Annotated in this window: 24 protein-coding genes; 8 read left to right on the forward strand and 16 right to left on the reverse strand. The window is 73.6% G+C overall.

Features of this window, described 5'->3' with window-relative positions; translation table 11 throughout:
* Window positions 1–4: 4 nt before the first annotated feature.
* The 3 genes from mdh to BLW04_RS01200 all read right to left on the reverse strand — a co-directional run bounded on the left by mdh (window position 5) and on the right by BLW04_RS01200 (window position 2,239).
* Complete coding sequence (gene mdh, locus BLW04_RS01190) at window positions 5–958, reverse strand: malate dehydrogenase (protein WP_091536282.1); 954 nt, start codon at window positions 956–958, stop codon at window positions 5–7.
* Between the two features lie 88 nt (window positions 959–1,046).
* Window positions 1,047–1,373, reverse strand: coding sequence for a DUF3017 domain-containing protein (locus tag BLW04_RS01195; RefSeq protein WP_091536284.1), 327 nt, complete (start codon window positions 1,371–1,373; stop codon window positions 1,047–1,049).
* Entirely contained in the window at window positions 1,370–2,239 is an 870-nt protein-coding gene (locus BLW04_RS01200; protein WP_091536799.1) for a bifunctional methylenetetrahydrofolate dehydrogenase/methenyltetrahydrofolate cyclohydrolase, read from the reverse strand. The genes BLW04_RS01195 and BLW04_RS01200 overlap by 4 nt, the downstream gene beginning before the upstream one ends.
* Before the next feature lie 187 nt (window positions 2,240–2,426).
* Between BLW04_RS01200 and BLW04_RS27960 the strand changes: the two genes are divergently transcribed.
* Entirely contained in the window at window positions 2,427–3,170 is a 744-nt protein-coding gene (locus tag BLW04_RS27960) for a hypothetical protein (protein ID WP_254780930.1), read from the forward strand.
* 72 nt (window positions 3,171–3,242) lie between these two features.
* On the opposite strand, the gene BLW04_RS01210 is transcribed toward BLW04_RS27960, so the two are convergent.
* The 7 genes from BLW04_RS01210 to sucC form a co-directional block, all read right to left on the reverse strand.
* On the reverse strand, window positions 3,243–3,875 hold the full coding sequence (locus BLW04_RS01210) for a pentapeptide repeat-containing protein (RefSeq protein ID WP_091536804.1): 633 nt from the start codon (window positions 3,873–3,875) through the stop codon (window positions 3,243–3,245).
* Window positions 3,876–4,068: 193 nt separating this feature from the next.
* The gene (gene purH, locus BLW04_RS01215) at window positions 4,069–5,619 is read right to left on the reverse strand and encodes a bifunctional phosphoribosylaminoimidazolecarboxamide formyltransferase/IMP cyclohydrolase (protein ID WP_091536287.1); all 1,551 of its coding nucleotides are present in this window, start codon (window positions 5,617–5,619) and stop codon (window positions 4,069–4,071) included.
* Window positions 5,616–6,248 (reverse strand): phosphoribosylglycinamide formyltransferase, encoded by a 633-nt coding sequence (gene purN, locus BLW04_RS01220; protein ID WP_254780931.1) that lies wholly within the window; start codon window positions 6,246–6,248, stop codon window positions 5,616–5,618. The genes purH and purN overlap by 4 nt, the downstream gene beginning before the upstream one ends.
* Before the next feature lie 46 nt (window positions 6,249–6,294).
* Window positions 6,295–7,491: a cell division protein PerM gene (locus BLW04_RS01225; protein ID WP_091536290.1), complete on the reverse strand. Its 1,197-nt coding sequence runs from the start codon at window positions 7,489–7,491 to the stop codon at window positions 6,295–6,297.
* Window positions 7,492–7,551: 60 nt separating this feature from the next.
* Window positions 7,552–8,088 (reverse strand): hypothetical protein, encoded by a 537-nt coding sequence (locus tag BLW04_RS01230; protein ID WP_139306692.1) that lies wholly within the window; start codon window positions 8,086–8,088, stop codon window positions 7,552–7,554.
* A gap of 225 nt (window positions 8,089–8,313) precedes the next feature.
* The gene (gene sucD, locus BLW04_RS01235; protein WP_091536295.1) at window positions 8,314–9,192 is read right to left on the reverse strand and encodes a succinate--CoA ligase subunit alpha; all 879 of its coding nucleotides are present in this window, start codon (window positions 9,190–9,192) and stop codon (window positions 8,314–8,316) included.
* A 91-nt stretch (window positions 9,193–9,283) separates the two neighbouring features.
* Window positions 9,284–10,444 carry an ADP-forming succinate--CoA ligase subunit beta gene (sucC, locus tag BLW04_RS01240; RefSeq protein ID WP_091536298.1) on the reverse strand — a complete coding sequence of 387 codons (1,161 nt, stop codon included), beginning with the start codon at window positions 10,442–10,444 and terminating at the stop codon, window positions 9,284–9,286.
* A gap of 118 nt (window positions 10,445–10,562) precedes the next feature.
* Between sucC and BLW04_RS01245 the strand changes: the two genes are divergently transcribed.
* A complete protein-coding gene (locus BLW04_RS01245) occupies window positions 10,563–10,970 on the forward strand; it encodes a hypothetical protein (protein WP_091536300.1) in 408 nt (135 codons plus the stop codon).
* Window positions 10,971–11,239: 269 nt separating this feature from the next.
* Here BLW04_RS01245 and BLW04_RS01250 read toward each other — a convergent pair whose 3' ends face one another.
* The gene (locus BLW04_RS01250; protein ID WP_254780932.1) at window positions 11,240–12,214 is read right to left on the reverse strand and encodes a hypothetical protein; all 975 of its coding nucleotides are present in this window, start codon (window positions 12,212–12,214) and stop codon (window positions 11,240–11,242) included.
* 229 nt (window positions 12,215–12,443) lie between these two features.
* Here BLW04_RS01250 and BLW04_RS01255 point away from each other — a divergent pair, with 229 nt between their 5' ends.
* Both BLW04_RS01255 and BLW04_RS27965 read left to right on the forward strand, forming a co-directional pair.
* Window positions 12,444–13,370 carry an esterase/lipase family protein gene (locus BLW04_RS01255; protein WP_254780933.1) on the forward strand — a complete coding sequence of 309 codons (927 nt, stop codon included), beginning with the start codon at window positions 12,444–12,446 and terminating at the stop codon, window positions 13,368–13,370.
* Between the two features lie 238 nt (window positions 13,371–13,608).
* Complete coding sequence (locus tag BLW04_RS27965) at window positions 13,609–14,589, forward strand: M23 family metallopeptidase (protein ID WP_254780934.1); 981 nt, start codon at window positions 13,609–13,611, stop codon at window positions 14,587–14,589.
* Window positions 14,590–14,624: 35 nt separating this feature from the next.
* Here the strand turns inward: BLW04_RS27965 and BLW04_RS01265 are convergent, their stop codons facing one another.
* The 3 genes from BLW04_RS01265 to pcrA all read right to left on the reverse strand — a co-directional run bounded on the left by BLW04_RS01265 (window position 14,625) and on the right by pcrA (window position 17,760).
* On the reverse strand, window positions 14,625–14,837 hold the full coding sequence (locus tag BLW04_RS01265; RefSeq protein ID WP_091536305.1) for a hypothetical protein: 213 nt from the start codon (window positions 14,835–14,837) through the stop codon (window positions 14,625–14,627).
* 75 nt (window positions 14,838–14,912) lie between these two features.
* Window positions 14,913–15,215: a hypothetical protein gene (locus BLW04_RS01270; RefSeq protein WP_139306693.1), complete on the reverse strand. Its 303-nt coding sequence runs from the start codon at window positions 15,213–15,215 to the stop codon at window positions 14,913–14,915.
* A gap of 247 nt (window positions 15,216–15,462) precedes the next feature.
* A complete protein-coding gene (gene pcrA, locus BLW04_RS01275) occupies window positions 15,463–17,760 on the reverse strand; it encodes a DNA helicase PcrA (RefSeq protein WP_091536311.1) in 2,298 nt (765 codons plus the stop codon).
* 245 nt (window positions 17,761–18,005) lie between these two features.
* Between pcrA and BLW04_RS01280 the strand changes: the two genes are divergently transcribed.
* The 3 genes from BLW04_RS01280 to BLW04_RS01290 are packed head-to-tail and all read left to right on the forward strand — an operon-like array spanning window position 18,006 to window position 19,711.
* Window positions 18,006–18,302: a chorismate mutase gene (locus tag BLW04_RS01280; protein WP_091536313.1), complete on the forward strand. Its 297-nt coding sequence runs from the start codon at window positions 18,006–18,008 to the stop codon at window positions 18,300–18,302.
* A gap of 49 nt (window positions 18,303–18,351) precedes the next feature.
* The gene (locus BLW04_RS01285) at window positions 18,352–18,960 is read left to right on the forward strand and encodes a hypothetical protein (protein WP_091536315.1); all 609 of its coding nucleotides are present in this window, start codon (window positions 18,352–18,354) and stop codon (window positions 18,958–18,960) included.
* A gap of 10 nt (window positions 18,961–18,970) precedes the next feature.
* Window positions 18,971–19,711, forward strand: coding sequence for a PIG-L deacetylase family protein (locus tag BLW04_RS01290; protein WP_091536317.1), 741 nt, complete (start codon window positions 18,971–18,973; stop codon window positions 19,709–19,711).
* 10 nt (window positions 19,712–19,721) lie between these two features.
* On the opposite strand, the gene BLW04_RS29290 is transcribed toward BLW04_RS01290, so the two are convergent.
* Together BLW04_RS29290 and BLW04_RS01295 are read right to left on the reverse strand one after the other, a co-directional pair.
* Window positions 19,722–19,814 (reverse strand): helix-turn-helix domain-containing protein, encoded by a 93-nt coding sequence (locus tag BLW04_RS29290; protein ID WP_305777646.1) that lies wholly within the window; start codon window positions 19,812–19,814, stop codon window positions 19,722–19,724.
* Window positions 19,815–19,819: 5 nt separating this feature from the next.
* Window positions 19,820–20,410 (reverse strand): response regulator transcription factor, encoded by a 591-nt coding sequence (locus tag BLW04_RS01295; protein ID WP_305777647.1) that lies wholly within the window; start codon window positions 20,408–20,410, stop codon window positions 19,820–19,822.
* A 309-nt stretch (window positions 20,411–20,719) separates the two neighbouring features.
* Between BLW04_RS01295 and BLW04_RS01300 the strand changes: the two genes are divergently transcribed.
* Window positions 20,720–21,001, forward strand: a complete 282-nt coding sequence (locus BLW04_RS01300; protein ID WP_091536319.1) for a hypothetical protein — start codon at window positions 20,720–20,722, stop codon at window positions 20,999–21,001.
* The last annotated feature ends 21 nt before the right edge of the window (window positions 21,002–21,022 follow it).

Genomic DNA, 21,022 nt, shown 5'->3' on the forward strand with positions numbered 1-21,022 from the left:
GCGGTCAGAGGTCGGCTACGTCGGCCTGCTTGGCGCGCACCGCCTCGGCGGCTTCATGCAGGCCCGCCAGCTCACTGTCGGACAGGTCGCGCTCGACGACCTTCTTCACGCCCTGGCGGCCGATCTCGGCCTCGACCCCCAGGTAGACCCCGGAGATCCCGTACTCGCCGTCGACCCAGGCACACACCGGCATGACCGCACCGGAGTCCTCGATCACCGCGCGCGCCATGCGTGCGGCCGCGGCCGAGGGCGCGAAGTAGGCCGAGCCGGTCTTCAGTAGCGCGACGACCTCGGCCCCGCCGTTGCGGGTGCGGTCGACCAGGTGCTCGATGCGGTCGGCGGCCAGCACGTCGGTCAGCGGCCTGCCGTCGACCGTGCAGCGGGAGGGCACCGGAACCATCGTGTCGCCGTGCGACCCCAGGGTCAGCGTGCGCACCGAGCTCACCGGGACGTCGAGTTCCTCGGCGACGTTGGTGGTGAACCGGGCGGTGTCGAGCATGCCGGCCTGGCCCATCACCTTGTGCTTCGGGAAGCCGGTGGCGAGCTGGGCCAGCGCGGTCATCTCATCCAGCGGGTTGGACACCACGATGAGGACGGCGTTCGGGGAAGTCTTCGCGACGTTCTCGGCGACCTGGCGGACGATTCCAGCGTTGGTCTCGATGAGGTCCATCCGGCTCATGCCGGGCCTGCGGGGCAGGCCCGCGGTGATCACGACCACGTCGGAGCCCTCAGTGCCGGCGTACGAGCCGCCGCCGACGCCCACGACCCGGGTCTCGAAGCCCTCGATCGGGCGCGACTGGTTGATGTCCAGCGCCAGACCCTCGGGCTTGCCCTCGACGATGTCGGTGAGGACGACGGTGTCGAACACGTCGTACTCGGCGAGCCGCAGCGCAGTGGTCGAGCCGTAGAAACCGGCGCCGACGACGGTGACCTTGCCCCTCCGAGCGCGCTCTGCCATGCCCGCCAACCTAGCGCCGACGTGCACCCGGCGCCCGCGCGGGTCCGTCCGCCGCAGGCGGTCCGGTTCCACACCGGAGGTGCGAGGGTCAGTCGAACGGGATGGTCAGCGCGATGACCGCCAGCGCCGCTCCGGCTCCCGCGGTGAGCGTGACGTCGACCGGGCGGCTGCGGACGGCGAGGAAGCCGACCCGCGGCAACGGCAGCAGCAGCCGCAGGAGGGCCGCGAGGACGAGGGCCAGGCCGATGACCACCAGGCCACGGCGCCACTGCTCGACCGCGACCAGCGCCAGACCGGTGCCGGCGGCGACGATCACCAGGAACAGCGGCCACTGCCGGACGAGCCCGGCCAGCAGCGGGCGCCGCAGGTACAGCGGGGCCCGACCGCCTGCCGGGCTGCCGACCGGGCGGCTCATGCCGACAGCGCCTCGGCGCCGACCGCCTGCTCGGCGGCGAGGACGACGTTGGCCAGCAGCATCGCCCGGGTCATCGGGCCGACGCCGCCGGGGTTGGGGGCCACCTGGCCGGCGACCTCGACAACGTCCGCGGCGACGTCCCCGGCGATCTTCCCGTCGACCCGGCTGACCCCCACGTCCAGGACGGCGGCGCCGGGCTTGACCATGTCGGCGGTGATCAGGCCCGGCACGCCGGCTGCGGCCACCACGATGTCGGCGCTGCGGGTGTGCGCGGCCAGGTCGCGGGTGCCGGTGTGGCACAGCGTGACCGTGGCATTCTCGCTGCGCCGGGTGAGCAACAGGCCCAGCGGCCGGCCGACGGTGATCCCGCGGCCGACGACGACGACCTCGGCACCGGCGATAGGGACGTCGTACCGGCGGAGCAGCTCGACGATGCCCTGCGGCGTGCACGGCAGCGGCGCCGGCACTCCGAGCACCAGCCGTCCCAGGTTGACCGGGTGCAGCCCGTCGGCGTCCTTGGCCGGCTCCATCCGCTCCAGGACGACGCTCTCGTCCAGGCCGCGTGGGAGGGGCAGCTGGACGATGTAGCCGGTGCACTCCGGGTCGGCGTTGAGCTCATCGACGATGGCGAGCACGTCGGCCAGGTCGGCGGTGGCAGGCAGCTCGCGCTGGATGCTGGCGATGCCGACCTGCGCGCAGTCCTTGTGCTTGGCCGAGACGTACCAGCGGCTGCCGGGGTCGTCGCCGACCAGGAGGGTGCCCAGGCCCGGACGGCGTCCGGCCGCGGCCAGTGTGGCCACCCGCTCGGTGAGCTCCGCCCGGATCGCCGCCGCCGTCGCCTTGCCGTCCAGAGTCGTCGCCGCCACGTGCCCAGTCTGCCCGACGTCCGCCCCGACAGCCGCCGACCGCACAGGGTCGACTGTTCGACTCCACCGCCGTTCCGTTCCTCGGTCGCTGGCGCTCCCTGCGATGTTCGCGGCCGTGTCGTCCTCACTAGTCTCGACGCACCGACGGCGGCGCAATCCGCACCACCTGTGCGCAGAGGGAGCACCGATGACCGACGCCCACGACCGGGGCACCGACGAGCCCACCCGCGACGTCCGCGACCCCGCGCACGGCAGCTCGGCGTACACCGGCCAGCCGCTGGCCGACCAGCCGACCGAGGTGGTTCCCCTGGACCGCTACGAGGCGCGGGACGACACCCCGCCCGCGGGCCTCCGCCCGCTCGCGGTCCCACCGGTGCCGGACGACGAGCCGTACGCCACGCCCCGCGACGAGGGGCGCCACCGCACCGACGCGCCCGACGACGACCCTCGCGACCGGACGAACCCCGAGTACACGGCCGCTCCGGTGGCGGTCCGCCGAGCGGACTCCGTCGCCGGGCTGCTGCTCGTGCTGGCCGGCATCGCCGCCGGTGTGAGCCTGCTGCTGGTCTGGGTTCGCGGCGGCGACACCGGGCTGGACCTCGTGCGCGGCGGGATCGCCGACGCCGTCGACGGGACCGTCTGGAGCAGCGGTTCGTGGCAGGTCCTGGCGGTGGTGTTCGGCGGCGCCGTCCTCTTCCTGCTCGGGCTGCTCATGTACGTGCCGGCGAAGACCCACCGGTTCCTCGGCGTGCTCGCCCTCCTGGTCTCCCTCGCCGTGGCGGCTGGCGTGCTGGTGCCGCTGGCCGACGCGGACTGGGACATCTCCGGCTTCGACGTCGGGTTCTGGTTCACCGTCGCCGTGGGCGGACTCGGCCTGCTCGGCACACTGAAGGCCCTGTCAACCGGCCAGAAGGTGAGTCGGCGACGCTGAGTCGCTCCGGCGACCGGTTGTCCGGGTCATGACCTGGCCCACCCGTCGGGCGGCCGGCTCAACTTCGAACTGTCAGTCGGCGACGAGCACACCGTGCGCCCGGGCGAACTGCACCGTCTGCACCAGGTCCAGTCGCACGCCGGTCGGGTCGAAGCCGCGCCAGTTGACGCCGTCGGTGTCCGCGCCGCGGAGGTCCGCCCCGCGCAGCAGAGTGGTCTGCAACCGGGCGTGCCGCAGGACGGCGCCGGTCAGGTCGGACTCCCGCAGGTCGGTGTCGGTGAGGTCGGCCTCGACCAGCTTCTGCCCGGACAGGTCGACCCCGGACAGGTCCACACCGCGCAGCGAGGCATAGGACCAGTCGCACTCGGTCGAGGTCATCGGCCGCAGCGTCGCCCCGGGGAACTGCGAGCCGGTGAGCTTGCAGGCCGACCAGATGACGTCGAACAGCTTGGCCCGGTCGAACCGGCAGGACAGGAACGCCGTCCCCTCGTGCCGGGAGCCCGACAGCGCGACCCCGGTGAGCACGCACCGCTCGAAGACGCACCGGCGGGTGACCAGCTCGATCAGCGAGGCGTCGTCGAACCGGCAGTCGAGAAAGGTCACCTGCTCCAGCTCGGCCCAGTCCCAGTCGACCCGGGCGAAGTCCTCGCCCTCCCAGGTCGTGTCGGGCTCGGGCGGACCGACGTGCGGCCGGGTGTTGCGCATCACCTCAAGATATGGCCTCGTCCCGAGGCGGGGCGCCGGGCGGCCCCCCTGCAGGGTCCCGCCGCGAGCCTGGTGACGTGCTGGAACGGCCAGCCTTCAGGGTCCCGCCGCGAGCCTGGTGACGTGCTGGAACGGCCAGCCTTCAGGGTCCCGCGCCGAGCTTGCGAGGCGTGGGGGGAAGGCTGGTCCTTCTTCAGTGCGCAAAGTGCCGGGTGCCGGTGAGGTACAGCGTCGCCCCGGCGGTTTCGGCCGCGGCGATCACCTCCTCGTCGCGCACCGAGCCACCCGGCTGGGCCACCGCCCGCACTCCGGCGTCCAGCAGCACCTGCAGGCCGTCGGCGAAGGGGAAGAACGCGTCGGAGGCGGCCACCGACCCCGCGGCCCGGTCACCGGCCCGCGTGACGGCCAGCCGGGCGGCGTCCACCCGGTTGACCTGGCCCATGCCCACCCCGACGGTCGCCTTGTCGCTGGCCAGCAGGATCGCGTTGCTGCGCACCGCGCGGATGCTGCGCCACGCGAAGACCAGGTCGTCGAGGGCCGCGGCGTCCAGCGGCTCGCCGGTGGCCAGGGTCCAGCTGGTCGGGTCGTCGCCGGGGGCGTCGATCCGGTCTGCGGTCTGCAGCAGCAACCCGCCGCTGACCGCGCGCATCTCCACCGACAGCCGCGGCGCCTCGGGCATGCGCAGCAGCCGGATGTTCTTCTTCGCCGTCAGCACCCCGAGGGCGTCCGCGGTGAACGACGGGGCGACGACGACCTCGGTGAAGACCTCGGAAATCTGTTCGGCCAGCGTCAGGTCGACCTCGCGGTTGGCCGCGATGACCCCGCCGAAGGCCGACACCGGATCGCACGCATGCGCCTTGCGGTGTGCCGCGGCGATGTCGGCGCCGACGGCGATCCCGCACGGGTTGGCGTGCTTGATGATCGCCACGCACGGGTCGGTGTGGTCGTGCGCGGCCCGCCACGCGGCGTCGGTGTCGACGTAGTTGTTGTAGGACATCTGTTTGCCGTGCAGCTGGTCCGCGTCGGCCAGCCCGGGCTGGCCGCTGCGGTACAGCGCAGCGCCCTGGTGCGGGTTCTCCCCGTAGCGCAGCACGTCGGTACGCTCCCAGCTGCCACCGACCCAGGCCGGGAAGCCGCTCTCGTCGTCCGGAGCGAGCACGTTGCCCATCCAGGAGGCGACGGCGACGTCGTAGGCGGCGGTGTGCCGGAACGCCTCCGCGGCCAGCTGCTGTCGCTGGGCGAGGGTGAACCCGCCGCCGGTGACCGCCTCGAGCGCCTCGTCGTAGCAGCCCGGGTCGACGACCACAGCCACCGACGGGTGGTTCTTCGCCGCAGCCCGCACCATGGCCGGGCCGCCGATGTCGATCTGCTCGACGCACTCGTCCGGCGAGGCTCCCGAGGCGACGGTCTCGCTGAACGGGTACAGGTTGACGACCACCAGGTCGAAGGGCGCGATGCCCAGGTCGGCCAGCTGGGCCACGTGCTCGGGCTTGCGCCGGTCGGCCAGGATCCCGGCGTGCACCGACGGGTGCAGCGTCTTCACCCGCCCGTCCAGGCACTCGGGGAAGCCGGTGACCTGCTCGACCGGGGTGACCGGGATGCCGGCGGCGGCAATCCGGGCAGCGGTCGCGCCGGTGCTGATCAGCTCCACCCCGGCCCCGGCCAGCCCGCGGGCGAGCTCCTCGACCCCGGTCTTGTCGTACACGCCCAGCAACGCCCGGCGTACGGGGGTGCGCTCGCTCATCGACTGGTCTCCTCTGTTCCGGCGCTGGTCAGCGGTGCACCGGTGACCAGGACGGCCACCGTCTGCACCAGGAGCTCGCGCTCCACGGTCTTGATTCGCTCGTGCAGGGCCGCCTCGTCGTCCCCGGGCAGCACCGGCACCGGCCGCTGGGCGAGCACCGGCCCGGTGTCCAGGCCGGCGTCCACCAGGTGCACGGTCGCACCGGTGGTCGCCACGCCGGCGGCCAGTGCGTCCTGGACGGCGTGTGCGCCGGGAAACTGCGGCAGCAGGGAGGGGTGGGCGTTGACGACCCGGCCGGCGAACGCAGCCAGGACGGCGGGGCCCAGCAGCTTCATGAACCCTGCGCAGACCACCCAGTCCGGCCGGGCCGCGGTGAGCTCTGCGGCCAGCGACCGGTCCCAGGCGGCCCGGTCTGGGTGGTCGCGAAGCGCGATGACGAATGTGGGAACGCCGGCCGCCCGGGCGGGAGCGAGGCCGGGGGCGTCCGCCCGGTCAGAGCCGACCGCCACCACCTCGACGGGGCTGCCGGGCTCGGCAGCCGCGGTCAGCAGCGCGGCGCACAGCGTGCCGGCGCCCGACAGCAGGACGGCGACGCGGGACCCTGGTGTGGCGGGCACGGCGGCGGGCACGTTTGCCCACCCTAGACGTCGCCGGCACACCCGCTCCCGCCCGCTGTCAGCCCCGGGACCGCCAGCGGGTGAGCGCCGCGGCCAGGGCGGCGGCTATCCCGGCCTGCGCAGCCACCGCCAGCCCCGTGGCCAGCGCCGGAGCGCCCACCTCGGCCAGTCCGGCGTCCCCGAGCCGGCCGCCGGCCACCAGCACGCAGAGACCGGACACCACCCCGACCCCGACGCCGGTGACGACGCCCCACAGCCCCGCGGTCAGGGCGCCGCCGTCGGTGTCCCCCATCCGCCGGCCCAGCGACGTCCCCGCCGCCAGCCCGGCGACGGCCGGCAGCGCCTGGGCCAGGAAGGCCAGCAGCGGCACCGCCTGGGTGTCGGGCAGGGCGGCGACCAGCGGCAGGGCGGGGACACTCCCCAGGGTCACCGCGCCGGCGGAGACGAACGTGCCGGCGCCGACCAGGAACCCGGGGCCGGCGGCGAGGCCGACCACCGCGGCGGTGGCGTTGGGCAGCAGCAGCAGGCTGAGCCCGACCTGCCCGGCGGCACCGGCGCTGGCGCCGCCCAGCCCGGTGGTCAGCGCCGCGACGGCCCTGACATCGTCGGCCAGGGCGACGGCGACCACCGCGGTGCAGCAGGCCGCCAGCCACAGCACTCCGGCGAGCACCGCGCGGGCCAGCGCGGGCCCCGGGCCGGGGAACCGGTCGAGCAGCTCCGACCGCAGGCCCGACTCGCGCAGTACGCCCAGACCGCCGGCCACCAGGGCGAGGACGAGCGCGCCGAGCGCCGGCCGGAGGACGCCGATCGACGCCGCCGACGAACTCAGGACGGCGGCGAGGGCTGCGGTGACGACGGTGTGCACCGCGGCCAGCAGCGCCAGGACACCGCCCACCTCCCGGGCGGTGTGCAGGTTCCGCAGCGCCACGACCGACCGGCCCGCCGCGCTGAGCCCCCCGGCGATGCCGAGGGTGAGCAGCAACGGGGCGATCCGCAGCGGGCCGGAGGGCAGACCGATCTCGGCGCCCTGCGCCAGCAGCCAGAGCTGGCCGGCCAGCTCGGCCGAGGTCGGCAGCGCCAGACCGCCGGCCGGGTCGAGGGTGTGCACGACGGCCAGCGCCATGAGCAGGGCGGCCAGCCCGGTGACGGTCACGGCCAGCGCGGCCACCGCGGCCAGCCAGCCGGTGGCCGGGCCCCAGGGCTCCCCAGGCCGGCGCTGGGCCCTGCCCGGCAGACGGGACAGCAGGAACGTCACCCCCCCACTGTCCCAAGTCCCGCCGGAGCGGGGGCGGCGTACGCGCCGGTCACCACCAAGTCACCCAGCGGGCTGGGCCAGGTCCGGCGGTCCGGCGGCCTCGTCGTCCACCGACCGGAGCGCGGTCAGCGACGCCCGGGCCGTCCAGGCGAGCGCGGCCGTCGCGCAGAGCACGGTCAGCAGGCCGGGGAGGCTGAACCCGACGTCGACGGTGGTCAGCCACTCGGGCACGGTCAGCAGCACACTCACCGCGGCGAGTCCGGTCGTGATCAGCACCCGCGGGAACGGCAGCCGGGTGGCCGTCCACGCCGACGCCACGCTCCACACCGCGGCCAGCACCAGGACGACGGCGGCGCAGCTGAGCATCGCCGAGTCGAACCCGTTGACGGTCGAGTCGAGCGTGCGGGCGCCCGCGCCGAGCTCTCGGCCCTCGAATCGGAACCACGGCAGGGCCGTGCAGACCAGGTACAGCACGGCGCAGGCCACGACGACACCGTCGGTCAGCCCCAGGGCACGCCACCCGCTGCGGGCTCGGCCGGGGTCGGCTGCGGGGGCCGGCGTCGGCTGGCCGACCGCGGCGTCGACGTCCTCGGTCACCCCGGCATCGTCCTGGCCCGTGTCGGCCGGGCGCAACCGCACCGGTCGGAACACACAGCTGCCCGAGCCCTCTCGGACGAGGGACCGGGCAGCAGGTGGTGCAGGGAAGCGCGGCGTCAGCCGCCGAGTCGGATCCGGCGGCGTCAGGCGCCGAGCTCACTGGTCGGCTTCCGCCCCGGCTCCGCTCCTCGGTCGCTGGCGCTCCCGGTGATGCTCACCGGGGCGTCAGCCTCCGACGATCTCCCGCATGAGGCGCGCGGCCTCCGACGGGGTCTTGCCGACCTTCACGCCGGCGGCCTCGAGGGCCTCCTGCTTGGCGGCGGCGGTGCCGGCGGAGCCGGAGACGATGGCGCCGGCGTGGCCCATCGTCTTGCCCTCGGGCGCGGTGAAGCCGGCCACGTAGCCGACGACCGGCTTGGTGACGTTGGACTTGATGAAGTCGGCGGCCCGCTCCTCGGCGTCGCCACCGATCTCACCGATCATCACGATGGCCTCGGTCTCCGGGTCGTCCTGGAAGGCCTGCAGACAGTCGATGTGCGTCGTCCCGATGACCGGGTCGCCGCCGATGCCCACGGCGGTGGAGAAGCCGATGTCGCGCAGCTCGTACATCATCTGGTACGTCAGCGTGCCGGACTTGCTGACCAGCCCGATCTTGCCGGCCTGGGTGATGTCGGCCGGGATGATGCCGGCGTTGGAGCGTCCGGGGCTGATCAGGCCAGGGCAGTTCGGGCCGATGATCCGGGTCGAGCCACCCTGGGCGTGCGCCCAGAAATAGGTCGAGTCGTGCACCGGGATGCCCTCGGTGATGACCACACACAGGCCGATGCCGGCGTCCACGGCCTCGATGACCGCGCCCTTGGCGAACTTCGGCGGCACGAAGACGACGCTGACGTCGGCCCCGGTCTCCTTCATCGCGTCGGCCACGGAGCCGAAGACGGGCACGGAGGCGCCGTCGAAGTCGACGTCCTGGCCGGCCTTGCTGGGGTTGACGCCGCCCACGACGGCGGTGCCGGAGGCGAGCATGCGCTGGGTGTGCTTGCGCCCCTCGGATCCGGTCATGCCCTGGACGATGACCTTGCTGTTCTCGGTGAGGAAGATCGACATCTGTCTGGTGTCCTGTCTCAGAAGATGGAGGCGGCCCCTTCCAGGGGCCCGCCGCGAGCGTGCGAGGGGTGGGGAGGAAGGGGGTCCTTCCTCAGGCCGCCAGCTCGGCGGCCCGGCGGGCGGCAGCGTCCATGGTGTCGACCACGGTCACCAGCGGGTGGGCGGCCTCGGCGAGGATCCTCCGTCCCTCCTCGACGTTGTTGCCGTCGAGCCGGACGACCAGCGGCTTGATGGCCTCGTCGCCGAGCATGTCCAGCGCGGAGACGATGCCGTTGGCGACGGCGTCGCAGGCGGTGATCCCGCCGAAGACGTTGACGAACACGCTCTTGACGGCCGGGTCGGACAGGATGATGCCCAGCCCGTCGGCCATGACCTGCGCGGAGGCGCCGCCACCGATGTCGAGGAAGTTGGCCGGGCGGACGCCGCCGAACTCCTCACCGGCGTAGGCGACGACGTCCAGGGTGCTCATGACCAGCCCGGCACCGTTGCCGATGATGCCGACCGAGCCCTCGAGCTTGACGTAGTTGAGGTTCTTCTCCTTGGCGGCGGCCTCCAGCGGATCGGCCGCGGCGACGTCCTCGAGGGCGTCGTGCTCCGGGTGCCGGAAGCCGGCGTTCTCGTCCAGGGTCACCTTCGCGTCCAACGCGAGCACGGTGCCGTCGGGCGCCTTGGCCAGCGGGTTCACCTCGACCAGGGTGGCGTCCTCCTTGGCGAAGACGTCCCACAGCTGGACGGCGATGGCGATGACCTGGTCGCGCACCTCGGCGGGGAAGCCGGCGGCGTCGACGATCTCGGCGGCCTTCTGCGTGTCCACGCCGACGGTGGCATCGATCGGGATGCGTGCCAGCGCCTCGGGCTTGGTGACCGCGATCTCCTCGATCTCCATGCCGCCCTCGAAGGAGGCCATGGCCAGGAAGGTGCGGTTGGAGCGGTCCAGCAGGTAGGAGAAGTAGTACTCCTCGGCGATGTCGCTGGCCTGGGCGACCATCACGCGGTGCGTGATGTGGCCCTTGATGTCCAGGCCGAGGATGTCCTGGGCGCGGGCCCGGGCGGTCTCGGGGTCGTCGGCCAGCTTCACGCCACCGGCCTTGCCGCGGCCACCGACCTTCACCTGCGCCTTGACGACGACCGGCGCGGCGATCTCACGGGCGATCGCCTCCGCCTGTTCAGGCGTTTCGGCGACGCCACCGGGGAGCACGGGCACACCGTGCGAGGCCAACAGGTCACGGGCCTGGTATTCGAAGAGATCCACGAGCAAGCACCGTAGCCCGCCTGTAACCGCTCCGCCGCACGTGCGTTCCACACCGTGGGGCGCATCACAGCACCAGACACCCGACGCTGCCGTTCTCGGCGACGAGGATCGCCGCACCGTGCGCAGGACCACGACCGCCCTGCTCACCTCGGCGCTCACCGCCGCCGCGGCCCACGCCTCCGCGGCGGGCTACCCGGTGAGCCGGCACCGCACGATGTACCTGTCCGGCGGCGGCCCGGCCGTGGATGACCTGGTGAGCAGCCCGGGCACCGTCGTCTCCGGGACGAGCGCGTACAGCGGCGTGGCCCCGGTCGGGCCGGACTACACCGAGAGGTCCTACCTGGACGAGAACCGGCCGGTCACCGACCCGCCCGGGGCGGCGGTGCGGTTCAGCACGCCGCCGCTGTCCACACCGCTGGACGTCGTCGGCTGGGCGCGGCTGACCGTGAGCTTGGACGCGCCCACGGCGCGGGCCAGCCCGCCGACCGGGCCCGGCGGGCAGCTCGTGGTCTTCGTCAAGCTCTAGATTGTGGTACTGGCTGGCGGCGACCTGGCCTACCGCGGGTCGACACTGCCCCAGCCGGTGACGGTGCGCACGGGGCCGGGCGTGCCCGGCCTGCTGACCCTACCGGTGATCCCTCGGGGTCCGGCGGCGGCCCGGACCCGGTCGACGAGCTGTGCGGTGGGAGCGTCCCCGGCGAGGACGCTGCCGCCAGCCGGCCCTCCAGCCGGCCCGGCCCGGCGCACCGGTTCCAGCTCCGCGTCTGGCGAGGACCCGGACCAGCTGCGCCGCGGTCACGCGGGGGGACCTGCGGCTGTCCGGTGCCAGCGCCAGGCGAGCACGGTCAGCCCGACCGAGGCCAGGCCCAGCACCAGCAGGCCGATCCCGGGCACCGTCCAGTCCAACTCGTCGCTGTGGGCGGCGTCCCGCGCCCCGGACAGCCCGCTGCCGAGCAGCTGGACGGCGACCGCCAGCAGTCCCCCGACCGCGGCGAGCCGGGGACGCAGCGACGGCGCCACGACCGAACAGAGCACCAGGGCACCGGCCAGCAGCAGGCCGCCCAGCAGCGCGAGCCCCGGTCGTTCCAGCAGTGCTTGCGGACCCTCGGCCGTGACCACGGTCTCCAGGCCGGTGGCCGGGTCGGTGACGACCCGGTCGGGGACGTCGGCGGCCGGCAGGGCCAGGCAGAGCACTGCGGCGACGCCCACCAGCACGGCCATGCCGGCGAGCGCCGGGCGCCGCGGGTCCAAGGTGCCGCCGTCCTCCATGACGGTCCGGTTCCAGGCGAGCAGCGCCAGTACCCCGGCCAGGATCGTGACCGACAGCGCGGCAACCCCGAGCGCCCAACCGGCGCCGGTCTGGACCGAGCTGGTGAGGACCCGCTCCCCGGCCAGCACCTCGACGGCGGGCCGGGTCGTGGACCCGTGCCCCTGGTGGAGCTCGATCAGCACCCGCCCGACAGCGAGAGAGCCGGCCACGCCGGCGTAGGCGAGCCCCAGCCGGGGGACGCGGCCGAGCACCAGGACGACGCCGACCACCGCCGTGGCCAGTGGCGCGGCGAGCGCGACGACCGCATCCATCGGGCCGGTGACCAGGGAGATCGCGGTCCCGCCCACGACGAGGTAGGTCGGGAAAGCCGCGGCTGCGGCGAGCAGGCCGGCGAGGATCAGGAGCGCACCGGCCGCCCGCGCGAGCAACGGCACCTCCCCCACCACCAGCACCTCGGACCGGAACGAGGCCTCGTCCCGGTCGCGTCGGCCGGACGCCACGGACGTGCGGCGGGCGGTCCCCGTTGGGGCGCCGCCTCGCCGGGGGGCGGCGGGGGTGCGGTTCCGGGCGGGCACGAGTCCCCTTTCTTCGGGTGGCCGGTCATGTTCAGAGCTGGTGTTGCCGATGTGTGACGGCAGACACACAGGGGCATGAACATCGTGCCAACCAGCACACCAGGTACGTCCGCCGTCCGGTACGGCTGCCGGCGTCCGACGAGAGGCAGGCCTGGTGGACACGAGCGACCTGGTTGCGGCTCCAGGGTGGCACGCCACGCTTCCCACGGCCGGCAGCGACGTCCCCGCGACACCGACCGGCGCCCGTGGCGGGCTGCGGTCGCTGCTGTCGGCCACCCTGGTCACCGGCGGACTCACCGAGCTCGCCTGGGTAGGGGCGCACGCGCTGCTCTACCCGCTCGGAGCCCGCACCGAGCAGCTCCGGCCGGACGGCCGCTACCGGCCCGGCGTACAGCCGCCCGCCGTCCGCGCCCTGTTCGCCGACGACCCGCTCGCCGCCCGCATCCCGGTCGTCCTGGTGCACGGGCTGGTCGACAACCGCTCGGTCTTCACGGTCATGCGCCGCAGCCTGCGCCGCCGCGGCTTCGCACAGGTCTGCACCTGGAACTACAGCCCGCTGCTCCGCGACGTGGAGAGCGCCGCCGCCGCGCTGGGCGCGCACATCGAGGAGATCTGCCAGGAGACCGGCCACGAGCGGGTGCACGTCGTCGGCCATAGCCTCGGCGGCCTGGTGGCCCGGTACTTGGTGCAGCGGCTCGGCGGTGACCGCCGGGTCGAGTCCCTCGTCACGCTCGGGACGCCGCACGGCGGCACGCTCTGGGCGCACATGCTGCCAACCTCCCTGGTGCGCCAGCTCCGGCCCGGCTCCCGGCTGCTGCGTGAGCTGGCCGAGCCGGCGCCCGGCTGCCGCACCCCGGTGACGGCGGTCTACAGCGACATGGACCAGATGCTGGTGCCCTCCCGGGTCGGCCGCTGCGACCACCCCGACCTGCAGGTCCGCAACGTGCTCGTGCGCGGGGTCGGGCACATGTCGCTGCCGATCCACCGCGCCGTCGTCGACGAGGTGGCCGCGACCCTCGCCGGGCGGCGCACCGTGCCCGCCGGGAACCATCCGGCATCAGACAGCACAGCCGTCGCCTGACCAGTTCGCGGGACGCGCGTGGCGGGTGTTGCTGACCCTGCGCACTGATCGCGACACGCCTAGTCAGGTCCTTGGCGCCCTCCAGGAGCCTGCCTAACGTCCGGGACGGCGCCGAGGGAGCAGTCCGAGGGCGCCGCACAGCTGATGTGCACGCACCAGACGCCGTCTCCCACGGTCGGCCGGTGCCCCTCAGGCGCCACGGCTCCCCCCGTGTCGCTGCGCTCGGGAAGGTGCTCCGTTGTCTCGCCTGAACGAACTCGCCGGTCGCTCGTCGGGGCCCACCACCGCCGCTCCGTCGGGGGTCGGACTCGTCATCCGGCCGCGCACCGCGGCCGCGGCCCGCGACACCTACTGGGACACCGACGCTTCCGCCGACTGGCGACTCTCCGAGCCCGACTGGGACCGCAGCTGGGCGAGCACCCGGACCGCCGCAGCGGCTGACGACCTCGCCGACCTGGACGAGGAGTACCTCGACGTCCTCGAGGTCACCGACCCGGACGACGACAGCGACACGAACACCGACACCGACACCGACGAGGCTCAGCCGCGGGCCGCGCGACTGCGCCGTTTCCCGGCCACCCCCCGGCGCCGGCCGGCCATGCTGCTGGCCGCCGCCGTCGCCGGCGCCGTGCTCTCCGGGGCCACGGGCATCGTCGGCCCCGGAGCCAGCACCACGTCCGCCACGGGCCAGGACTACGGCCTGGGCCTGGAGGAGACCGGTTTCGCCGGCGGCTCCGAGGTCGCGGGTGCCCGCGGGGAGATCAGCCAGGCCGAGGCGCAGGCCCGGCTGGACGAGATCGCTGCCTCCCGGGCGGCCCGCGAGCCCAAGTTCGTGCTGCCCACCCAGGGCCGGCTCACCACGTGCTTCTGCACCCGGTGGGGCACCATGCACTGGGGCATCGACCTGGCCGCCCCGCTGGGCACCCCCATCGTGGCCGCCGCGGACGGCGTCGTGCTGCGGGCCGGACCGGCGTCGGGCTACGGCAACGCCGTCTACATCCAGGACGCCGACGGGAACGTCGAGATCTACGGCCACATGCGCTACATATACGTCGAGGCCGGGGACGTCGTGTCCGCCGGCTACACCATCGCCAAGGTGGGCAGCGAGGGCCAGTCCACCGGCCCGCACCTGCACTTCGAGATCCACAAGGGCGGTATGAACGGCAAGCCGACCGACCCCGAGGACTGGCTGGCCGACCGCGGCATCAGCGTCGGCTGAGCGGCGACCGCACCAGCGGTCCGGGCGTTCGAGATCTAGGCGTCCGCCCAGCGCACCGCCCGCCCCTGGACCACCCGCTGGTTCACCTCGTCGACGATCAGCTCGACCAGCGCCCGTACCGGCCCGGTCGCTGCCAGGAGCGACTTCGGGGGCAGGGTGCGTCCTGTCGGCAGCAGTCGCAGGATGCCGGCGAGCGCGGTGAGCGCGGCATCGGCTGCTGTCCACTCCTGGCCCGGTGTGAACGCCATGGCCCGCTCGCCCTGCGCCGTCCGCTCCGCCCGGTGGTCGACGTAGCGCCACGCGATGAATCGTCGCCTCCGGGTTCACGAGCCGCGCCGGAGGTGCTCGGCCGCCAGGTCGTGCTGGTCCACCGGTCCGCGGCCGAGCAGCTCGCTCAGTGACGGGGCGCCACCAGCGAGGAGCTGGTCGGCGGGCGCGAAGCCGCTGGGCCCGACATCGAATTCCACCGCATCGGCGGTCTCGGTGACCCGGCCGCCCAGCGTGAGGTCGACCAGGAGGGCCCCCCGCACGGCCAGCGCCGTGACGAGGTCGTCGGTCAACCGCCCCTTGTCCAGGGCGAGGCAGGCCAGCCGCATCGAGACGGAGTCGTCCCAGTCGATCTCCACGCCCGGGATCATGCTGCTCGATCAGCAACGGCACCGTGTGGCCGTCCGGCGTCAGCTCACGCGCGGTCCCGGGAGTCGCGAGTGAAGACCCCCCTGAGGCACCAGGCCACGAGACCGGCGGGGACCAGCCGGACGACGGGTCGTACGGGATCGAAGGGAGGCGACAGGAACTCGCTCACGACCACGCAGATTGTCAGCCAGGCGAGCACCCCAGTGCGGATGCGACGACGCCGCCTGCGCTCGTCCACTAGAGCTTGACGAGCGGGGCGTACCGCAGCACCAGCCGCTTGGTGCCCCCGGACCCGAAGTCGACCGTCGCCTGCGCCTTGTCGCCAGCGCCGGTCACCTCCACCACGGTGCCCATGCCGAACGCGTCGTGGCTGACCCGGTCGCCCACGTCGACGTTGATCACCGCACGGTTTCCCGCCCCGCCGCGCAGGCCGCCGGTGGACAGCCCGGTCGCCGCCACCCGCGACTGCGCCGAGGCGTACCCGGTCGAGGCCACCGGGGCGGGGTCCATCCGCGCCCAGCGCACCGTGTCGCCCGGCAGCTCGTCGAGGAACCGGGACGGCGGGTTGTAGGCCGGCTGGCCCCAGCTGGTGCGCACCGTCGCCCGGGACAGGAACAGCCGTTGCTGGGCGCGGGTGATCCCGACGTAGGCCAGCCGGCGCTCCTCCTCCAGCTCGCGCGGGTCGCCGAGGGCCCGCAGGTGCGGGAAGACGCCGTCCTCCAGGCCGGTCAGGAAGACCACCGGGAACTCCAGGCCCTTGGCCGTGTGCAGGGTCATCAGCGTGACCACGCCGGCGTCGTCGCCGGTCACCGGGATCTGGTCGGCGTCGGCCACGAGTGACACCTGCTCCAGGAAGTCGGTGACCGTCCCGCCGGGGTTGGCCGCCTCGAACTCCGCGGCCACCGAGATGAGCTCGTTGAGGTTGTCGACCCTGCCCTCATCCTGCGGGTCGGTGCTCACCTCCAGCTCGGTGAGGTATCCGGTCCGGTCCAGGATGCTCTCCAGCAGCGCCGCCGGGCCGGAACCCGTCTCGACCAGCTGCTCGAACTCCTCCAGCAGCGCGACGAACTCCTGGATCGCCTTGAGCGACCGGGTGGCCAACCCCGGCGCCTCCGGTGCGCGGCGCAACGCGGAGGCGAAGGCGATCCGCTCCCGGTCGGCCAGCTGCTCGATGCAGGCCTCGGCCCGCTCGCCGATGCCGCGCTTGGGGCTGTTGAGCACCCGCCGCAGGCTCACCACATCGGCGGGGTTGGCGACCACCTTCAGGTAGGCCAGCGCATCGCGCACCTCGCGTCGCTCGTAGAAGCGGACGCCGCCGACCACCTTGTAGGGCATCCCGACCCGGATGAAGACCTCTTCGAAGACCCGGGATGCGTTGTTGGTGCGGTAGAAGACCGCGATGTCTTTCGGCTGGGCCTTGCCCTCGTCGGTGAGCGCGTCGATCTGCTCGGCGACCCAGGCCGCCTCGTCGTGCTCGTTCTCGGCGACGTAGCCCTCGATCAGCTCCCCGTCACCGGCCTCCGACCACAGGTTCTTCGGCCGGCGCGAGGTGTTGCGGGAGATCACCTGGTTGGCCGCGCGCAGGATGCGCTGCGTGGAGCGGTAGTTCTGCTCCAGCACGATCGTGGTCGCCTCGGGGTAGTCGCGCTCGAACTCGTCGATGTTGCGGATCGTCGCGCCGCGGAAGGCGTAGATCGACTGGTCGGCGTCACCGACCACGCAGAGCTCGGCCGGCGGGACCGGCCCGCCGACCGGGCCGGTCAGCTCGCGGACCAGCACGTACTGGGCGTGGTTGGTGTCCTGGTACTCGTCGACCAGCACGTGGCGGAACCGGCGGCGGTAGTGCTCGGCGACGTCCGGGAATGCCTGGAGCAGGTGCACCGTGGTCATGATCAGGTCGTCGAAGTCCATCGCGTGCGCCTCGCGCAGCCGCCGCTGGTACAGCCGGTAGGCCTCCGCGAGCACCTTCTCCGGCGGCGTCGTCGGGACGAAGGACTCCTCGTCGACCAGCTCGTTCTTCAGGTTCGACACCTGGTTGGCCAGGCTCCGGCCGGGATACCGCTTGCTGTCCAGGTCCAGGTCGCGGGCGACCATCGTCATCAGCCGGACGGAGTCGCCCTGGTCGTAGATGGTGAACGAGCTCTTCATGCCCAGTTTGCCGGCCTCGGCGCGCAGGATGCGCACGCACATCGAGTGGAAGGTCGACACCCACATCGCCCGGGCGCGCGGGCCGATGAGGTTGGCGACGCGCTCCTTCATCTCCCCGGCGGCCTTGTTGGTGAAGGTGATTGCCAGGACCTCGCCGGGCTGGGTGTGCCGGGCGCCGAGCAGGTAGGCGATCCGGTGGGTCAGCACCCGGGTCTTGCCCGACCCCGCGCCGGCCACGATGAGCAGCGGCCCCCCCTCGTGGACAACGGCTGCGCGCTGCGGGCCGTTGAGGCTGGCGAGCATCCGGTCGAGCTCGCGACCGGCCTGACCGGCCGTCGAGCGAGGGAGCGCGGCCGTGCCGGGGAGTGCTTGCTGCGGGCTGCTCATGACCCCGCCACTCTAAGCCGGGGCACCGACGGTCCCGCCGCTGCCGCAGGGCGCACTGGCCACTCCGCACCGACCTGTGGCACACTCGGCCACGTGCTTCGCCACCGCGAGTTTTACTACGGCCTCCGGGTTCCGGTGTCCGTCTCCGCTGGCTGAACAGCCACCGCACACGACGCCCCGGGCCCACGGCCCCGGGGCGTTTTCCGTCTCCTGGGGTCCAACGCCCTCCACCCCTGGAGGACCCCATGAGCACCCGGACGATGGGCACCCCCACCGCCAGCACCGACTCCACCGCCGATCCGGCGGAGCGGATCGGCGAGCTGCGCGGCGAGATCGACGCCTGCGACGCCGCGATCATCGAGCTCGTCCAGCGCCGGCTGGCCATCTCCCAGGAGATCGGCGTGCTGCGCACGACCACCGGCGGCACCCGTCTCTCACTGTCCCGTGAGCAGCAGGTGCTGTTCCGGTTCCGCAACGCGCTCGGCCCGGACGGCGCCTCGCTCGGCATGATGCTGCTCCGCCAGGGCCGCGGCCGGCTCTGACCCCTGCTCCCGGCCGAAGACTGTCGGTGGCCGGGGTGAGGATCGACACGTGGACTCCTCCCCCGCTGCGGTGACCCGGCGGCTGTGGCCGCTGCTGGTGTCGGTGCACGAGGCCTTGCGGGCCGGGGTGGCGGTCAGCGCGGCGGTGCACGCCGCCCACGGCTGGAACCCCACCGCGGACCGGCACCTGGACCACCAGCTCGTCCGTCGGGAGGCGATGGAGCGGCTGCGCCCCTGGGGCGCCGACCTGGACGATGCCGGCTCCGACCCGCTGCTGGAGCAGCAGCTCCGGCCCACCGACGTCGACACCGACAATCTCGGACTGCCGATGAGCGGGCTCATCCTGCGCACCTCGCGCGACGTCGTCCGCATCTGGCACTCGGACGACGGCGAACTGCCCTCGGCCGACACCCACGGCCTGCGCGACTTCTACCGGCAGGAGCCGAGCGCGCAAACCCAATTGGCCTTCGGCGACGTGCCGGGCCGGGCACGCCCTGCGCGGTGCCACGTCGCCCTGCTATGGGCCGACAGCCGCGCCGCCCTCACCCGCCTGGAGCTCGTCCGCCCCTACGGCCACGTCGGCCGGCGCGTCCAGGTCGACTGGCGCATCGACCTCCACGGTCGGTTGCCCGCAGCCGACCCGACACCGGCGACCTAGGCTCGCGCGAGTGACCCCGCCGCTCACCGCCGATCCCGCCGCACACGTCGAGCGGGCCCTGTGCGTCCTGGCCCACCCTGACGACGTCGACTTCGGCAGTGCCGGGACGGTGGCCCTCTGGACGGCGGCCGGCACCGAGGTCACCTACTGCGTTGTCACCGACGGGGACGCCGGCGGGTTCGACGACACCCCCCGCGAGCAGATGGGGCCGCTGCGGCAGGCCGAGCAGCGGGCCGCCGCAGCCACCGTGGGCGTCACCGACGTCCGGTTCCTCGGCTACCCGGACGGACGGCTGGAGCTCAGCCTTGACCTGCGCCGCGACATCAGCCGGATGATCCGGCAGGTGCGCCCGCAGCGGGTGCTGACCAGCTCGCCCGAACGGGTCTGGGACCGCATCGGCGCCAGCCACCCCGACCACATGGCCGTCGGGGAGTCGACCCTGCGTGCGGTCTACCCCGACGCCCGCAATCCCTTCGCGTTCCCCGAGCTGCTGATCGACGAGGGACTCGAGGCGTGGACGGTGCCGGAGGTCTGGCTGGGCGCCAGCCCCCGAGCCGACCACGCGGTCGACGTCACCGACGTGGTGGACCGCAAGTTCGCCGCCCTGAACTCCCACATCACCCAGGTGAGCCACCAGCCCGCTGGGCGGCTGGAGGAATTCGTCGGCGGCTGGATGCGGCAGACCGCCCGCGCCCACGGGCTGCCGGACGGCCGCATGGCCGAGGCGTTCCACGTCGTGCACACCGCCTGACAGCGGCTGGTCACAACAGCCGGTTGGTGGCCACCCACCGGGTGAGCTCGTTGCGGTTGGACAGCTGCAGCTTTCGCAGCACGTTGGAGGCATGTGACTCCACCGTCTTCACCGACATGAACAGCCGCCCGCCGATCTCCCGGAGGTGTACCCGCGGGCCAGTAACTGCATGACCTCGCGCTCGCGCCCCGAGAGCAGGTCCAGGCCCGGGTCCGTCGCGTCGTCCGCGGCGGCGGGCACCGGAGCGACGGGACCGCCGGCGGCGGCGGCGAAGGCGTCGAGCACGAAGCCGGCCAGCCGGGGGCTGAAGACGACGTCGCCCTCGGCCACCCGCTGGACCGCGGCCCGCAGGTCGGGACCGGAGATCGTCCTGGTGACGTAGCCGCGGGCGCCGGCGCGGATGACGCCCTCGGCGGCGTCGGAGACCGACAGTGCGAGCAACCGGGTCGCCGGCAGTTCGGCCCGCAGCGTCTCGAGCACCGCGCGGCCACCGCCGCCGGGCAGGTGCACGTCGAGCAGGACAACGTCCGGCGCGGTGGCCCGGATGCCGGTGACGGCGGTCGGGACGTCGGCGGCCTTGCCGACCACGGCCACGTCCGTGCCGAGCTCGGCCCGCACCCCGGCCCGGACCATGGCGTGGTCGTCGACCAGGAAGACCCGCGTCGCGGACGACGCCGGGTCGACCGGACCGGTGCTCACGCGGTCACCTCGACGCGCTCGCCGCGCGGCAGGCAGAGCTCCACCTCGGTGCCCTCCCCCGGCGCGGGACGCACCGAGGCAGTGCCGCCCGTCCGGGTCCAGCAGCCGACGCCACAGCGGGCGGTGGCCAGCGCGACGCCGACCAGGATGACCAGGGTCGCCGAGAAGCCGTTGCGGGCATTGGCGAGCTGACCGGTGGTCGCCGGCAGGGTTCTTCCCCGGCAGCGGTTCGTCGCCCTGGACCGGCGACGACCGCGCCGAGTTCGAGATCCCCGTCCAGTCCGGAACTCGGCGACGTGACGGTGTCCCGTGGCTGACCGCTACGCCCTGGGCCCCGACGGGACCGCTCGCCAGGACACCGAGATGTCCCCCGATTCCCTCGCCCCGCAGCCGGGCACGGCCGGCCCGGCGAAGCGCTCATCGGACCTGGTGTCCCTGACCCTCGGGCTTCTGTTCAGCGTCCGGGCGGTGCCCGTCCTGGCCGGGGTACACCTCGGCAGGGTCTGGGACGGCGGCGTGGCGTGGCTCCTGCTGATCGGCGGCGGGGTGTCGCTGCTTCTCAGCGAGGTCCGCCGGGTCCGCCGGCGCTGATCCCCTCCCGAGATCCCCCGA

The organism is Modestobacter sp. DSM 44400, from assembly GCF_900107175.1.
Classification (GTDB): domain Bacteria; phylum Actinomycetota; class Actinomycetes; order Mycobacteriales; family Geodermatophilaceae; genus Modestobacter.